At 67.3% G+C, this 14168-nt stretch carries 17 protein-coding genes; 11 read left to right on the top strand and 6 right to left on the bottom strand.

Annotated elements, in window-relative coordinates:
• Positions 1-16: 16 nt before the first annotated feature.
• Both ACQP1G_RS39855 and ACQP1G_RS39850 read right to left on the bottom strand, forming a co-directional pair.
• Entirely contained in the window at positions 17-2062 is a 2046-nt protein-coding gene (locus tag ACQP1G_RS39855) for an ATP-dependent DNA helicase (protein ID WP_433194914.1), read from the bottom strand.
• 131 nt (positions 2063-2193) lie between these two features.
• Positions 2194-2760 carry a nicotinamidase gene (locus ACQP1G_RS39850; protein WP_433209213.1) on the bottom strand — a complete coding sequence of 189 codons (567 nt, stop codon included), beginning with the start codon at positions 2758-2760 and terminating at the stop codon, positions 2194-2196.
• 116 nt (positions 2761-2876) lie between these two features.
• Here ACQP1G_RS39850 and ACQP1G_RS39845 point away from each other — a divergent pair, with 116 nt between their 5' ends.
• Positions 2877-3008 carry a hypothetical protein gene (locus ACQP1G_RS39845; RefSeq protein WP_433194912.1) on the top strand — a complete coding sequence of 44 codons (132 nt, stop codon included), beginning with the start codon at positions 2877-2879 and terminating at the stop codon, positions 3006-3008.
• Positions 3009-3080: 72 nt separating this feature from the next.
• Here ACQP1G_RS39845 and ACQP1G_RS39840 read toward each other — a convergent pair whose 3' ends face one another.
• Entirely contained in the window at positions 3081-4376 is a 1296-nt protein-coding gene (locus ACQP1G_RS39840; RefSeq protein ID WP_433209210.1) for a nicotinate phosphoribosyltransferase, read from the bottom strand.
• 120 nt (positions 4377-4496) lie between these two features.
• On the opposite strand from ACQP1G_RS39840, the gene clpS reads away from it, so the two are divergent.
• From clpS to rdgB, 10 genes are all read left to right on the top strand, one after another.
• On the top strand, positions 4497-4817 hold the full coding sequence (gene clpS / locus ACQP1G_RS39835; protein ID WP_433194910.1) for an ATP-dependent Clp protease adapter ClpS: 321 nt from the start codon (positions 4497-4499) through the stop codon (positions 4815-4817).
• Positions 4818-4840: 23 nt separating this feature from the next.
• Positions 4841-5410 carry a DUF2017 domain-containing protein gene (locus ACQP1G_RS39830; protein ID WP_433194908.1) on the top strand — a complete coding sequence of 190 codons (570 nt, stop codon included), beginning with the start codon at positions 4841-4843 and terminating at the stop codon, positions 5408-5410.
• 76 nt (positions 5411-5486) lie between these two features.
• Complete coding sequence (locus tag ACQP1G_RS39825; RefSeq protein ID WP_433194906.1) at positions 5487-6545, top strand: P1 family peptidase; 1059 nt, start codon at positions 5487-5489, stop codon at positions 6543-6545.
• 368 nt (positions 6546-6913) lie between these two features.
• On the top strand, positions 6914-7336 hold the full coding sequence (locus ACQP1G_RS39820; RefSeq protein WP_433194904.1) for a Mov34/MPN/PAD-1 family protein: 423 nt from the start codon (positions 6914-6916) through the stop codon (positions 7334-7336).
• A 33-nt stretch (positions 7337-7369) separates the two neighbouring features.
• The gene (locus tag ACQP1G_RS39815; protein WP_433194902.1) at positions 7370-7642 is read left to right on the top strand and encodes a MoaD/ThiS family protein; all 273 of its coding nucleotides are present in this window, start codon (positions 7370-7372) and stop codon (positions 7640-7642) included.
• Positions 7643-7650: 8 nt separating this feature from the next.
• Positions 7651-8613: a PLP-dependent cysteine synthase family protein gene (locus ACQP1G_RS39810; protein WP_433194900.1), complete on the top strand. Its 963-nt coding sequence runs from the start codon at positions 7651-7653 to the stop codon at positions 8611-8613.
• Between the two features lie 103 nt (positions 8614-8716).
• Positions 8717-9451 (top strand): rhomboid family protein, encoded by a 735-nt coding sequence (locus tag ACQP1G_RS39805; RefSeq protein ID WP_433194898.1) that lies wholly within the window; start codon positions 8717-8719, stop codon positions 9449-9451.
• A gap of 158 nt (positions 9452-9609) precedes the next feature.
• A complete protein-coding gene (locus tag ACQP1G_RS39800; RefSeq protein WP_433209207.1) occupies positions 9610-10374 on the top strand; it encodes a cyclic nucleotide-degrading phosphodiesterase in 765 nt (254 codons plus the stop codon).
• 396 nt (positions 10375-10770) lie between these two features.
• On the top strand, positions 10771-11541 hold the full coding sequence (gene rph / locus ACQP1G_RS39795) for a ribonuclease PH (RefSeq protein ID WP_433194896.1): 771 nt from the start codon (positions 10771-10773) through the stop codon (positions 11539-11541).
• Positions 11541-12146 (top strand): RdgB/HAM1 family non-canonical purine NTP pyrophosphatase, encoded by a 606-nt coding sequence (rdgB, locus tag ACQP1G_RS39790; RefSeq protein WP_433194894.1) that lies wholly within the window; start codon positions 11541-11543, stop codon positions 12144-12146. Before rph ends, rdgB begins: the two co-directional genes overlap by 1 nt.
• Positions 12147-12242: 96 nt before the next feature.
• Here the strand turns inward: rdgB and ACQP1G_RS39785 are convergent, their stop codons facing one another.
• The 3 genes from ACQP1G_RS39785 to ACQP1G_RS39775 all read right to left on the bottom strand — a co-directional run bounded on the left by ACQP1G_RS39785 (position 12243) and on the right by ACQP1G_RS39775 (position 14064).
• Complete coding sequence (locus ACQP1G_RS39785; protein ID WP_433209204.1) at positions 12243-12602, bottom strand: DUF3817 domain-containing protein; 360 nt, start codon at positions 12600-12602, stop codon at positions 12243-12245.
• A 35-nt stretch (positions 12603-12637) separates the two neighbouring features.
• Positions 12638-13126 carry a transcriptional regulator gene (locus ACQP1G_RS39780; RefSeq protein ID WP_433194892.1) on the bottom strand — a complete coding sequence of 163 codons (489 nt, stop codon included), beginning with the start codon at positions 13124-13126 and terminating at the stop codon, positions 12638-12640.
• Between the two features lie 62 nt (positions 13127-13188).
• Positions 13189-14064: an oxidoreductase gene (locus tag ACQP1G_RS39775; protein ID WP_433194890.1), complete on the bottom strand. Its 876-nt coding sequence runs from the start codon at positions 14062-14064 to the stop codon at positions 13189-13191.
• Between the last annotated feature and the right edge of the window lie 104 nt (positions 14065-14168).

The following is a 14168-nucleotide window of genomic DNA, read 5'->3' as shown; positions in this document are numbered from 1 at the left end:
TCACAATTCGACCTGCTCAGGCGCTTGCGGAGGTCAGCCGCATGAGTGCTTTGGTGACCACTTCCGGATCCGATGTCGCCCAGTACGGCGGCAGTGAAGCCCGCAGATACCCGCCGTAGCGTGCGGTCGCCAAACGGGAATCCAGGATCGCCACGACACCGCGGTCATCGACGCTGCGCAGCAGCCTGCCGGTGCCCTGAGCCAGCAGCAGAGCGGCGTGATTGGCCGCGACGGTCATGAAGCCATTGCCCCCGCGCGACTCCACCGCGCGTTGCCGGGCGGTGAGTAGCGGATCGTCGGGGCGGGGGAACGGGATCCGATCCAGGATGACCAGGCTCAGTGACGGACCTGGCACGTCGACGCCCTGCCACAGCGACAGGGTGCCGAACAACGAGGTCTCCGGGTCGTCGGCGAACTTGCGCACCAGTGCGCCGGTTGCGTCGTCCCCTTGACATAGAACGGGCGTGTCCAGCCGCTCGCGCAGTGCTTCGGTGGCCGCGCGTGCGGCGCGCATCGAGGAGAACAGACCGAGTGTGCGGCCGCCCGCGGCGGTGATCAGCCGCTCGATTTCGTCGAGGTAGGCCGGTGCCAAACCGTCGCGGCCGGGGGCGGGCAGATGTTTGGCGACATACAGGATGCCGGATTTGGCGTGGTCGAACGGCGAACCGACATCGAGCGAACTCCAGCGCACGGTATCGGCGTCCGAGGGCGCCTCGGCGCCGTTCGCGGTTGCGGTATCGCTGCGGTTGGCCGCTTGCGCGGGCAGCCCCCAGGTGATGGCGAGTCCATCGAACGAGCCGCCGATCTGCAGGGTGGCCGAGGTCAGCACGACGGTGGCGGTGCCGAAGAGTCTGCTGCGCAGTAGCCCGCCCACCGAGAGCGGCGCCATCCGCAGCGTGCGCCGGGTGACGCCGCGGATCTCGTCCGCGGCGAGCCAGATGACATCGTGTCGTTTGGCCGGATCGGGTTCATCGAATGCGGTCAAGGCGCGCACCGCACTGTCGTGCACCTCATCGATGGCGGCCAGTGCCTGGGTGCGGGCGGCGGCGCTCTCCGGATCGCCCTGTGCGGTGGTGCCGCCCTGCGGCGCGAGGGCGGTGCGCGCATTCCATGCGGCGTCACGCACGAGCGCGAGTACCGGCGCGATGCCGTCGGGCAGGGCGTCCCAGCGGGCGGCGGGCAGTTCGTCCAGCACGGTGTGCCAGGCCTCGGCGGCCTCCTCCAGCCGGTCCACTTCCTGCTGGTCGATGAGTTTGGCGCAGCGCCGGGCGGCGGCGCTGACCGCCGCGGCGGCCAGTTCGGCGGTGGCCACGCCGGTGACCCGGTCGACCAGTTCGTGCGCCTCATCGATGACGACCACATCGTGTTCGGGCAAGACCTGGATGCCGCTGATCGCGTCGATGGCGAGCAGGGCGTGATTGGTCACCACCACGTCGGCCTGCGCCGATTCCGCCCTGGCCCGCTCGGCGAAACAATCCTGGCCGAAGGGACAGCGCGACTTGCCGAGACATTCCCGCGACGACACGCTGACCTGACGCCAGGCCCGGTCGGTGACGCCGGGGACGATCTCGTCGCGATCGCCGGTCTCGGTATCGGAGGCCCACTCGTTGAGCCGCTGTACCTCCCGGCCCAGCCGTGAGATGGCGAACGCGTCGAAGAGCTCCGCCTCCTGCGGCTCGTCCGGAATCACGCTATTGATCTTGTTCAGGCACAGATAGTTGTTGCGCCCCTTCAGGATCGCGAATTTCGCCGCCCGGCCCAGCGGCTGACTCAGTGCCTCGGCCAGCCGCGGCAGGTCGCGATCGACGAGCTGGCGCTGCAGTGCGATCGTCGCGGTCGACACCACCACCGTGCGCCCGGTCCGCACCGCATGACGCAGACTCGGCACCAGATACGCCAGCGACTTACCGGTCCCGGTCCCCGCCTGCACCGCGAGGTGCTCCTTGGTGTCGATCGCATGGTCCACCGCTGTCGCCATCGTCACCTGCCCGACACGCTCTTTCCCACCGAGCGCGTGCACAGCGGTGGCCAAAAGCTGGGGTACGGGCGGCAGTTCGGGCACGCGACGAGCCTACTGCTTGGAACCGACACAGATCACCGCCCGATCCGGTCGTCGCGGCACTTCGCACACCTTCGCGACACGACCCCGGCGTGTCCTGCGGCAGGTCGGTGGGCGCAGTGCCGCGACCAGCGCTACCGGGCGACCGACCCTTCGAGATCCACGCCCGCCGTGCGCATGCGATCGAGCGCGGCGGTGGTGGTGTCGGGCGCGACGCCCGCGGTGAAGTCGAGCAGTACGCGGGTGTCGAACCCTTCGATACGGGCATCGAGGGCGGTCGCGCGCACACAGTGGTCGGTGGCTATCCCGACGATGTCGAGTTCGTGAATGGCGCGCTCGCGCAACCAATCGGCCAGGCTGATGCCGTCCTCGGTGGTGCCTTCGAAACCCGAATAGGCGGCGGAATATTGCCCCTTGGAGAAGATCTCCTGGATCGGCGCGGTATCCAGATTCGGGTGGAAATCCGCGCCGGAGGTACCGACCCGGCAGTGCGGCGGCCAGGTGTCCACGTAATCCGGATGTTCGGAGAAATGTCCGCCAGGATCGATGTGGTAATCGCGGGTGGCGACGACCGCACTGTAATGCGCGGTGTTCAAGTAGTCGGTGATGCGGCGGGCGACCGTGGCCCCACCGGTGACGGCGAGTGACCCGCCCTCGCAGAAATCGTTCTGCACGTCGACGATGATCAACGCTCGGTTCATGTCGACCTCACTTTCCCAGGATCTCGGCGCCGAGGTTGTCAACACTCGGGCTCCTGTCTGTGGATTACATTGTGCCGCCTGATCGATCGGGCGGGCCACGGCCTATGGAGGAACACGTGAGCAGCACCGTCAGGATTTCGATCGCACTCTGCATCGGCTACACCGCTTATCTCGCCACCGCCTTTCTGCTCGGCGCTCGACCCGACGCGGTCGGTGACCGGGTGCGACTGCTGATCAAGGCTTCCTGATCGTGCTCATAGCGATCGCGACCGTCGAATGGCTGGCCAAGCGACGCAACGCCCGAGTCGGCACATCCGAGGTCACTTCAGAAATGTCGTCGGAATCGCAGGCTCCCCATCCGACAATTTCAAGCCCTCCCACGGCAGGCTGACCAACCCACGCGACACCAGTTTGCGACTGTCCGCGAGCGTGGGCAGTCCGTCGACCACGTCGCCGCCGCGCACCAGCGGAACCAAGAGTTCGCGCATGTCGAATCCGTTTGCGGCGGGCTGCGTTCCGGCGGCCGGATAGATGATCTCCTCGACCACGGTGCCGGTTCGGCGCGACAGCCGAACCGCCTTCTTGGTGCCACCGCGCGACTCCTTGTGGCTGCTGCGTTTGGCGACCGGCAGCCCGTCCACCTCGACCAGTTTGTAGACCATGCCCGCGGTGGGCGCGCCGGACCCGGTGACCAGCGACGTCCCGACGCCGTAGACATCGACGGGTTCGGCGCGCAATGCGGCGATCGCGTATTCGTCGAGATCGCCGGAGACCACGATGCGGGTCTTGGTCGCACCGAGCCCGTCGAGTTGGTCGCGCACCTGCCTGGCCAGCACACCGAGATCGCCGGAGTCGATACGCACACCGCCCAATTCGGGGCCGGCGACCTCGATGGCGGTGGCCACACCCTGGGTGATGTCGAAGGTGTCCACCAGCAGGGTGGTGCCGATGCCGAGCGCATCGATCTGGCCGCGGAAGGCGGCCGCCTCGTGCGCGCCGTCCGCGGCGCTGTGCAGCAGGGTGAACGCGTGCGCGCTGGTGCCGGCGCCGGGCACGCCGAAACGGCGCACGGCCTCCAAATTGGAGGTGGCGTCGAAGCCGGCCAGGTATGCGGCGCGCGAGCAGGACGGTGCGGCGAGTTCGTGGGCGCGGCGCGAGCCCATCTCGATCATCCGGCGTCCCGCGGCCGCGCTCACCATGCGCGCGGCGGCCGAGGCGATCGCGCTGTCGTGGTTGAGGATCGACAGGGCGAGGGTCTCCAGCAGGACGCATTCGGCGAAGCTGCCGCGCACCGAAAGAATCGGGGAGCCCGGGAAATACAGCTCGCCCTCCGGATAGCCGTCGATATCGCCGGTGAAGCGGTAGTCACGCAGCCAGTCGACGATCGTCGAGTCCAGGAAGCCCGCCGCGATATCGAGTTCGGCTTCCTCGAAACGGAAGTGCGCCAGCGCCTCCAGCAGTCGGCCGGTGCCCGCGACCACACCGTAGCGGCGACCATGTGGCAAGCGCCGGGCAAACACCTCGAAGGTGCAGTGGCGGTGCGCCGAGCCATCGCCGAGCGCGGCCGCGAGCATGGTCAGTTCGTACTGATCGGTCAGCAGAGCGGTGCTGCGCATGTCCACCCAAGCCACTGTAGACAGGGGCCGCGCGCATGATAGGCCGGTGTCGTCGGGGTGTCTGCCAAATCCTGGTGTGCGGGTGTTGTGCATCCGGAGTCGAGTCGTACCCTGAGTGTTATGGCCTTGTGCGAAGCGAACTCGACACTGTCGGCGGCACAGGCGACTCCGGAAGCGGTCGAATACACCGAGATCCTGGAGGCCGAGGACCGTCCGTGGGTGACGGTCGTCTGGGATGATCCGGTCAACCTCATGCACTACGTCGCCTACATCTTCCAGAAGCTGTTCGGCTACAGCAAAGCGAAGGCGACCGAATTGATGCTCAAAGTGCACAACGAGGGCAAGGCAGTGGTGTCGTCCGGGTCGCGGGACAAGATGGAACAGGACGTGCGACGACTGCACGCGGCGGGGCTCTGGGCGACCATGCAACGGGATGACTGATCGGTACGACTACCCTGACGTCAGTGCGTAAGTGGAGCCGGAAGAACTCGCTGAGCGGCCTCAAATTGCGATCCGAGATGGACGCGCGTGAGGCGAGCGTGCTGCGGTCCCTGGTCGGCGCGGTCTCCGGCCTGTTGACCGAGCGCGCCGAATCCGCACCCGCCGACGAACTCACCGAACTGACCGGGCTGCGTAGCGGCAATACGGCTCCGCCGGAGGATCCCCGGCTGCACCGGCTGCTGCCGGATTTCCACCGCAGCGAACCCGGTTCCCCCGACGCCGACCGCGCCGATCTCAACAGCGCGCTGCGCGGCCTGCACGAACCGGAGATCATCGACGCCAAGCTGGCCGCGGGGTCGGTGGTGCTGAATACGGTGCCCAGCGATGGCGGCAAGATCGTGCTGACTCCCGAACAGGCCGATGCCTGGTTGACCGCGCTCACCGATGTGCGGTTGGCGTTGGGCACGGTCCTCGGGATTGATGCCGACACGCCCGATCATCTCGAACCCGATGATCCGCGCGGGCCGCATCTGGACGTGTATCACTGGCTCACCTGGATGCAGGATTCGCTGCTGCAAGCCCTTGCGCCCTGACATCCGCCACTGCGCGCGATGCGACGAGTCGGTGCGATGGTCCTGGAACGGTGACGAGTAGTCGGGAGCGGCAACTGTGAATGCACAAGCGGGACCACGGAATTCGCTCACCGACGTCACCGGCCTCTTGGTCGGACAGCACCACGCGCTCGATCCGGACGCGACGCTGGGTTCCGGCGCGGCGGCCGGTTGCACCGTCGTGCGCGCGCCCGGCGGTGCGACCGCCGCGGTCGATGTGCGCGGCGGTGGGCCAGGGACCAGGGAAACCGATCTACTCGATCCGGGTAACACTGTGCGCCAGGTGAATTCGATCCTGCTCACCGGCGGCAGCGCCTACGGACTCGCGGCCGCCGACGGCGTAATGCGCTGGCTGGAGGAACATCACGAGGGCGTCCCGATGGATCCGGCCGATCCGAGCCGCGTAGTGCCCATCGTGCCCGCCGCGGTCATCTTCGATCTTCCGGTGGGGGACTGGGGAATTCGCCCCACCGCCGATTTCGGGTTCCTGGCGGCCGAGGCGGCTGCGGTCGACTTCGAGCGCGGTTCGGTCGGCGCTGGCGTCGGTGCGCGCGCCGGTTCGATCAAGGGCGGAGTCGGCACCGCGAGTGTCGTGCTCGGTGCAGGCCCCGGTGCGGGCGTCACCGTCTCGGCGCTGATCGTCGCCAACCCCGTCGGCTCGGTCTTCGACCCGCGCACCGGCCTGCCCTGGGGCGTCGGCACCGACGGTCCCGAGCACTTCGGCCTGCACCCGGCCGCCCCGGACCAACTGGCCGCGGCCAACGCGCTCCCGGTCAAGGGCACCGTCCTCAACACCACGATCGGTGTGGTCGCCACCGATGCACCCCTTGACCCCGCGGGCTGCCAGCGCATGGCCGCCACCGCCCACGACGGCCTCGCCCGCGCCATCCGCCCCGCCCATTCACCCCTGGACGGCGACACCCTGTTCGCCCTCGCCACCGGCACCGCCCGGACCACCGCGCTCCCCATGCCTGCGGCCTTCCCATCCGACCTGCTGGTCCTCGACGCCGTCTGCACCGCCGCCGCGGTCTGCGTAGAACGCGCCATCGTCGACGCGATCCTCTGCGCCCGCTCCGTCGCGGGTATCCCCGCCTACTCCGACCTCTTCCCGCGCTGATCGGGCCCTACATTCCGCGGTCAGATCTCGGCCGGGGCGGCGCTTCTTCGCCGTTCGGAACGCGGCCTGGTCGGCTGCACCATTCGATCGGTGGACGTCGTGCGGCGACCGGCGACGTGTCACGGCCGCGTGAGATAGGGCCCAATGGACGCGAAAGTGCGCGTGTGACTCGGGAACAGCGCTGGTGCCGGCGCGAGTGGCGGAAATTCCAGTTGCCGACACTCGACCGCCGGGTGTGCGGGCAGCGGGATTGCGGCCGCCGGAAGGGTACCGGCCGACAGGTGGGTGGGAATAGCCGAATATTCTGGTTCGTTGTCGGGAGCGATATGTCGGCGGCTGCGGTGCCGAAATGCGGAAGGGTTTGACTCGTGCTGGTGATAAGGGCCGACCTCGTCGAGGCGATGGTTGCGCATGCGCGCGCCGATCACCCGGATGAAGCGTGCGGCGTCATCGCCGGTCCGGAGGGGGCGGATCGACCCGAGCGGTTCATTGCCATGGTCAACGCCGAACGCTCGCCGACCTTCTACCGGTTCGACTCCGGTGAACAGCTGAAGGTGTGGCGGGCCATGGACGACGCCGACGAGACCCCCGTGGTGATCTACCACTCGCACACCGCCACCGAGGCCTACCCGAGCCGCACCGACATCTCCTATGCGTCCGAGCCGTTCGCGCATTACGTGCTGATCTCCACCCGCGACCCCGAGCAGCACGAGCTGCGCAGCTACCGGATCGTCGACGGCGAGGTCACCGAGGAGCCGGTCGAGGTCGTCGATGCATACGAGACTGTTTAGTACCCCCATGTTCGTCGAATTCGAGGAGTCCCCGTGCCGGTAACCGTGTCCATCCCGACCATCATGCGTGGCCTGACCGGAGGCGAGAAGCGCGTCGATGCCCAGGGCTCGCCCCTGTCCGCACTGATCGAGAACCTCGACGCCAACCATCCCGGCCTCGCCGAGCGGCTGCTCAAGGACGGCAAGCTGAACCGCTACGTCAATATCTACGTCGACGACGAGGATGTGCGCTTCGCGGGCGGCCTCGAGGCGGAGGTGCCGGAGGGTGCGAGCGTCACCATCCTGCCCGCCGTGGCAGGAGGCTGATCGACCCCGTGGCGCGCTATGAATCGCTGATCGCGACGCTCGGCAACACCCCGCTGGTGGGACTGCGCACGCTGTCTCCGCAGTGGGATGGGGAGCATCCGGTGCGGCTGTGGGCCAAGCTCGAGGACCGCAACCCGACCGGTTCCATCAAGGACCGCCCGGCCCTGCGCATGATCGAACAGGCCGAGGCCGACGGCCTGCTGACGCCGGGGTGCACGATCCTGGAGCCGACCAGCGGCAATACCGGTATCTCGCTGGCCATGGCGGCCAAACTCAAGGGCTACCGGCTGGTCTGCGTGATGCCGGAGAACACCTCGGTCGAGCGTCGTCAGCTGCTGACCATGTTCGGCGCGGAGATCATCGATTCCCCGGCCGCGGGCGGTTCGAATCAGGCGGTCGCGCTGGCCAAACAGATCGCCGCGGAGAATCCGGACTGGGTGATGCTGTACCAGTACGGAAACCCGGCCAATGCGCTGGCGCACTACGAGACCACCGGCCCGGAAATCCTGGCCGACCTCCCCGAGATCACACATTTCGTCGCGGGTCTCGGCACCACCGGCACGCTGATGGGGACCGGGCGGTTCCTGCGGGAGAAGGTGCCCGGTATCGAGATCGTCGCGGCCGAACCGCGCTACGGCGAACTGGTGTACGGACTGCGCAATATCGATGAGGGCTTCATTCCCGAGCTCTACGACGAGTCGGTGCTGACCACACGCTTTTCGGTCGGCCCGTTCGACGCGGTGAAGCGCACGCGCGAACTGGTTTTGGAAGAGGGCATCTTCGCGGGCATTTCGAGCGGCGCGATTCTGCACGCGGCGCTCGGTGTCGCGCGCAAATGCCTGCGGGCGGGTCAGCGGGCGGATATCGCGTTCGTGGTCGCCGACGGCGGATGGAAGTACCTGTCCACCGGCGCTTATGACGGCACTCTCGAAGAGGCGGAAGAACGCCTCGACGGCCAGCTCTGGGCCTGAATCTCGATACGATCCGGGCGCGATCTGTCCCGGTACTCTCGAAAGAGCGAGCCCTGGCGCGCATATCACGACGGCCCGGGACTCGCTCGACGAGGAGGTTGCGATGACCGGCGGTTCGGGAATCGGTTCATCGTTCGATCCGGAGCGGATCGCCGCGCTGCGCGCCCAGCTGGGTCAGCCGATCGGTTCGACGCCCAGTGTGCCGACTCCTGGGACGCCGCCGAGCAAGCCGAATGACGTCGCCCCCGTCGGAAAGCTCTGGCTACGCGCTGGCCTCATCATCACCGCCTTCACCGCCCTGCTCTACGGCATCGAAGGCGTCGACACCCTCGACGACAACAAGCTCGATAACAACGGCATCGAGCCGCGCGACGCCGATGGCCTGTGGGGAATTCTCTGGGCCCCGGTCCTGCACCACGGTTGGGACCACCTGTTCGCCAATACGCTTCCGGTCCTGGTCCTCGGGTTCATCACCCTGCTCGCGGGCATCGGCCGCGGACTGGCCGCCACCGCGATCATCTGGATCTTGGCCGGCGTCGGCGTCTGGCTCACCGGGGCCACCGGCTCGGTGCATCTCGGCGCGTCCTCGTTGATCTTCGGCTGGCTCACCTTCTTGATCTCGCGCGGCTGGTTCGCCCGCAATATCGTGCAGATCGGCATCGGCCTGGTCGTATCGGCGATTTACGGGTCGGCGCTGTGGGGTGTGTTGCCCGGACAGCCCGGAATCTCTTGGCAGGGGCATCTTTTCGGGGCAATGGGTGGAGTGCTTGCTGGCTGGGTACTCTCTGGTGATGAACGTCGACACCGTCGCGGGGATCGAGCCGGAGTCAGTGCGTAGTCGCGGTAATCGCGTGGCTCGTAGCGGAATGTGGGGGATCGGTTCTTGAGCGAGCGTAGCGAGCGAACAATGGATACCGCAGAGCTCTCGCTCATGAAAGCGCCGAGCGTTGGCGAGGCGCTTTCATGAGCGAGAAATCGTCGTGGGAGCATGGGGGAATGCGCCTCACCGTCCTCGGGTGCTCGGGCAGTGTGTCCGGCCCGGACTCTCCTGCGTCGGGTTACCTGCTGACCGGGCCGGATATGTCGCCGGTGGTCATTGATTTCGGGCCCGGTGTGCTCGGCGCGTTGCAGCGCTACGCCGATCCCGGTGAGGTCGATATCTTCCTCACACATCTGCACGCCGATCACTGCCTGGATCTGCCGGGGCTGCTGGTCTGGCGGCGCTACCATCCGACACCCCCGGTGGGGCAGGCGATCGTGCGCGGTCCATCGGACAGCGCGGTGCGCATCGGCAATGCCTCCGCCGAAGTCGGCGGCGAATGCGACGACTGGTCCGACGTCATCGATCACCGGACCTGGGTCGAGGGCGAGGCGGTCGAATTCGGTCCCGGCCATACGGTGCTCGCGCGCCGGATGTATCACCCGCCGGAGTCCTATGGGCTGCGGATCGCCACGGCAGCCGGACGGACCTTCGTCTACACCGGCGACACCGCGATGTGCGATGCGGTGCTCGAACTCGCGCAGGGCGCCGACCTCCTCATGTCGGAGGCCTCGTGGACGCACGATCCGGCGAATCGGCCGCCCGGCATTCATCTGTCCGGCACCGAGGCGGGCATCATCGCGGCACGCGCGGGCGTGAAAGAGCTGCTGCTCACCCATATTCCGCCGTGGACGTCGCGCGAGGATGTGATCGCCGAGGCGAAGGCCCAGTTCTCCGGCCCGGTGCACGCCGTCGCACCGGGCGAAACCTTCGACATCTGAGTACTTGTCGGACGGCTCGCAATTCGGTCGGGTCAACCTGTCCGCAGATGGCAAGCACCACGGAGCGAGTCTTACGAGCGACGTTCGCGGGGCTGTCTCGCGTCCGAGTCGTCGAAGCGCATGCGACGGGGTCTCGAGTCTCGATGGCCGGGCCGGTGTGCTCCGGTGCTGACGATCCACACCTCAGTGACCACGACGGAGCGAGTCTTACGAGCGACCGTTCGCGGCCCGTCTCGCGTCCGAGTCGTCGAAGCAATGCGCCGAAGGCGCGAGTCTCGACGGCTCGGACGCGAGACCAAGGGGGGCCGCGAACACGCCGCGCCCGCGCGGCCAACAACAGAGCCGCGAACACGCCGCGCCGCAGGCGCGGCAAATTAGACACAGTAGGCTTGGCGCGTGTCGAGACGAGCCGATGGCAGGGCGGACGATGAACTCCGCGAGGTACGGATCACCCGTGGATTCACCACGCATCCAGCCGGTTCGGTGCTGGTGGAGTTCGGGCAGACCCGGGTGATGTGCACTGCGAGTGTCACCGAGGGCGTGCCCCCGTGGCGTCGCGATTCCGGACTCGGCTGGCTGACCGCCGAATACGCGATGCTGCCCGCGGCAACGCATACCCGCAGCGGGCGGGAATCGGTGAAGGGCAAGGTCGGCGGGCGCACCCAGGAGATCAGCCGGTTGGTCGGCCGGTCGTTGCGTGCGTGCATCGATCTCGCGGCCATCGGTGAGAACACCATCGCCATCGACTGCGATGTGCTGCAGGCCGACGGCGGCACCAGGACCGCGGCCATCACCGGCGCGTACGTCGCGCTCTCGGATGCGGTCACCTACCTCGGTGCGGCGGGTGGATTGGCCGACCCGCAGCCGATCTCGTGTGCGATCGCCGCGGTGAGCGTGGGCGTCGTCGACGGCCGGGTGCGGCTGGATCTGCCCTACGAAGAGGATTCGCGCGCCGAGGTCGATATGAACGTGGTCGCCACCGACACCGGCACCCTGGTGGAGATCCAGGGCACCGGCGAGGGCGCCACCTTCCCGCGCTCCACGCTGGACAAGATGCTCGACTCGGCACTCGCCGGATGTGAGCGGCTGTTCGCGGTGCAGAAAGAGGCGCTGGCGCTGCCTTACCCCGGCGTGCTGCCGCAGCCGTCCGAGTCGAAGAGGAAGTAATGTCGCGCCGCGTCCTGGTCGCCAGTCGCAATGCCAAGAAGCTGAACGAACTGCGTCGGATCCTCGCCGACGCGGGTATCGCGGGTATCGACATCGTCGGGCTCGACGATGTGCCCGCCTACGACGAGGCGCCCGAGACCGGCGCGACATTCGAGGAGAATGCGCTCGCGAAGGCCCGCGATGGTGCGGCCGCGACCGGATTGCCTTGTGTCGCAGATGATTCCGGTATCGAGGTGGATGCGCTGAACGGGATGCCCGGTGTGCTGTCCGCGCGCTGGTCCGGGAGGCACGGCGACGACGCGGCCAACAATGCGCTGCTGCTGGCCCAACTCGGTGATGTGCCGGATGAGCGGCGCGGCGCGCAGTTCATCTCCACCTGCGCACTGGTGGTGCCCGGTGGCGCCGAGACCGTGGTACGCGGTGAATGGCCCGGCTCGATCGGCCGGAAGCCCGTGGGCGACGGCGGTTTCGGCTACGATCCGCTGTTCATCCCGGCGGGCGGTGATATCAGTGCCGCCCAGCTGACTCCGGCCGAAAAGGACGCCGTCTCGCACCGTGGCCGCGCCCTGACCCAACTTCTTCCCGCTCTGTCGGCCCTGGCCTGACGCGAACAGCCGCACTCATTGTCGGAATTCAAGGTCTCGCTGTGGGTGCCCACGAGGCGTTGTGAATCTCGGCAGGGTGCGGCTGTTGGCCGGAGGTCAGAGATCGAAGTCCTGCTTGACCTTGTTCGCGTTGACGTGCTCGACGAAGAAGGACAGCAGCGGGATGGTGCCCGCGATCAGCGTGCCGACGGTGCGCAGGATGGGCCAGCGCACCTTGACCGCGAGGTCGGCGGTGACCAGCAGGTAGATGAAGTAGACCCAGCCGTGCACGACCGCGATCCAGTTCGGGGTGTGCACGTCGAAGCCGTACTTCGCGATCATCTCGGCGGTCAGCAGCAACAGCCACAGGCCGGTCGTCCAGGCGAGGACGCGGTAGCGCAGTAGCGCGGGCTTGATCTTGGCGACGCTGGTGGTCGAGGTGGGGGCGCTGGATCGCGCCGCCGACTCGGTCGCCAGTGCCTGGATGGATTCGGTTGAGTTCTCGCTGGTGGTCAACCGGCGCTCCTCTGCGTGTCGCGGGCGTTCAGGCCCGCCTCCCGGACTTGTTGGTCGATATCTTTGGCGTGTAGCTCGGCCAAGTATTTGTTGTATTCGGCGAGTGCGGGGTCTTCGTCCCGGACGGTCTTGGGGCGCTCTGGCAGCAGGCCTGCCGGAATCTCGCGCGGCGCATCGGTTTTCGCGAACCGCCGCGCCGAGGTCCGCGCGGCCTTCGCGGGAGCCGGTTCGGCGGTCGGCTCGTGTGCATGCTCGTCCGACTCGGATTCGGTCTCCAGCCGCACGAAGCGGAAGTACGCGAAGACCGCGAATCCGGCGAGCAGCGGCCACTGCAGCGCATAGCCGAGATTCTGGCCGGTGCCGCTGGCCGATTCGAACCGCTGCCACTGCCACCAGCCCAACGCCAGGCAGGCGAGGGCGGCCACGATCACCAGCACGATAAGCGCCGGGCGATTATGTGCCGAGCGGCGGGGTGGAGCGGACACGGTTACTACGGTACCCGTCTACTACACGGTACGTAGGAGCAGGTCGGCGGCACGGTCGCGGCTCAGAACTTATAGGTGATCCCGGTCATCCGCTCGGATTCCTCCCAGAGGCGGCGCTGTAGTTCCGGGTTGTTCGACAGTTTGCTCGACGGCGATGGCTCGACCGGGCCCTGGGTCTGGAAAAAGCGGGTCGGACCCCAGTAGATGTTGGGATCGGCATCGGGCATGGTGGCCGCGAACAGGGCGGATTGGGCGGCCTTGGCCGGGGGATGACCGATGATGCGGATGAACGGCTTGCTGATCCGGTCCAGCGGGGTTTCGGTTCTGGCGAAAAGATCGGTCGCGGAGACGCCGGGGTGCACCGCGTAGGAGCGCTTGGTGGACGCGGCCTCGGTCAGCCGCCGCTGCAGTTCGCGGGCGAACATCAGGTTGGCGAGTTTGGCCTGGGCGTAGGCGAGGTTGCGCTGATAGCGACGGTTCTCGTAGTTGAGATCGTCGATCCAGAGTTTCGGGGTCTGCTTGTGCGCGATGCTGGCCAAGCTCACCACCCGGTCGCGGAGGCGATCGAGCAGTAGTCCGGTCAGCGCGAAATGTCCGAGATGGTTGACGCCGAACTGGGTCTCGAAGCCGTCCTTGGTACGCGAGAACGGAACGTTCATCAGACCGGCGTTATTGATGAGCACGTCGAATTCGCCGGTCTTGTCGGCGAATTCGCGCACCGAGGCCAGATCCGCCAGGTCCAGCCGCTCGACCCGGATGTCGCCGTCGATCCGGTCGGCGATCGGCTGTGCCTTCTCGGCATTGCGGCAGGCCATGATCACCGTGCCACCTTTGCTCGCCAGCACAGTGGTGGTTTCGACGCCGAGGCCGCCATTGGCCCCGGTGACGATGAAGGTGCGCCCGCTCTGGTCGGGTATCTCTGTCGGTTTCCACGCCATGAGCCGACCTTACTCTGGAGTAAGTTTCGGGGGAAGAGCGACGCGCGGATCGAATGTAGTGTCCCAGACGCGGGGTGTGAATCGCTGAGTGAGCATATCCTCGA

This window comes from Nocardia sp. CA-107356, from assembly GCF_050946365.1.
Lineage (GTDB): Bacteria > Actinomycetota > Actinomycetes > Mycobacteriales > Mycobacteriaceae > Nocardia.
Note: the sequence above shows the minus strand (reverse complement) of the source record. Positions and strands in the feature narration are given on the sequence as shown.